We start from the raw sequence: 518 nt of genomic DNA on the forward strand, positions 1-518 counted from the left end.
TGAGCTGCCCCCCGAATTTCGGACGCTGACGTAGGCTATGAATTGCTGTCTGCTGATCTTCGACGAGAAGGAGATCAGAGATGTCGAAACGGAAGCAGCATTCGCCGGAATTCAAGGCGAAGGTGGCGCTTGAGGCGCTGAAGGGTGAGCAGACGGTGGCCGAACTGGCGGGCCGGTTCGGGGTTCATCCGACGATGATCCACACATGGAAGCGGGCATTGCTGGAAGGTGCGTCTGGCGTGTTCGAGCGCGGCGGCAGGAAAGCGCCCGAGATCGACGAGGAGCAGTTGAGAGAACTGCACGCCAAGATCGGGGAGCTGGCTGTGGCCAACGATTTTTTGTCACGAAAGCTCAAACCGTGGACTGGCAAGTGAGGCGGAAGATGGTTGAGCCTGCCAATTCCGATCTGTCGATCGGCAAGCAGTGCAAGCTGCTGTCGATCTCGCGGTCGTCATTCTACTACCAGCCCAAGGGTGAGACGGCGCTGAACCTGATGCTGATGCGCCAGATCGATGAGC

1 protein-coding gene is annotated in these 518 nt (G+C 58.7%); it reads left to right on the plus strand.

The window, feature by feature from the left end; genetic code table 11:
- Positions 1-80: 80 nt before the first annotated feature.
- Complete coding sequence (locus CSC94_RS24050; RefSeq protein WP_245408482.1) at positions 81-374, plus strand: transposase; 294 nt, start codon at positions 81-83, stop codon at positions 372-374.
- Positions 375-518 lie beyond the last annotated feature (144 nt).

This window comes from Zhengella mangrovi, assembly GCF_002727065.1.
In the GTDB taxonomy this organism is placed as follows: Bacteria; Pseudomonadota; Alphaproteobacteria; order Rhizobiales; family Rhizobiaceae; genus Zhengella; species Zhengella mangrovi.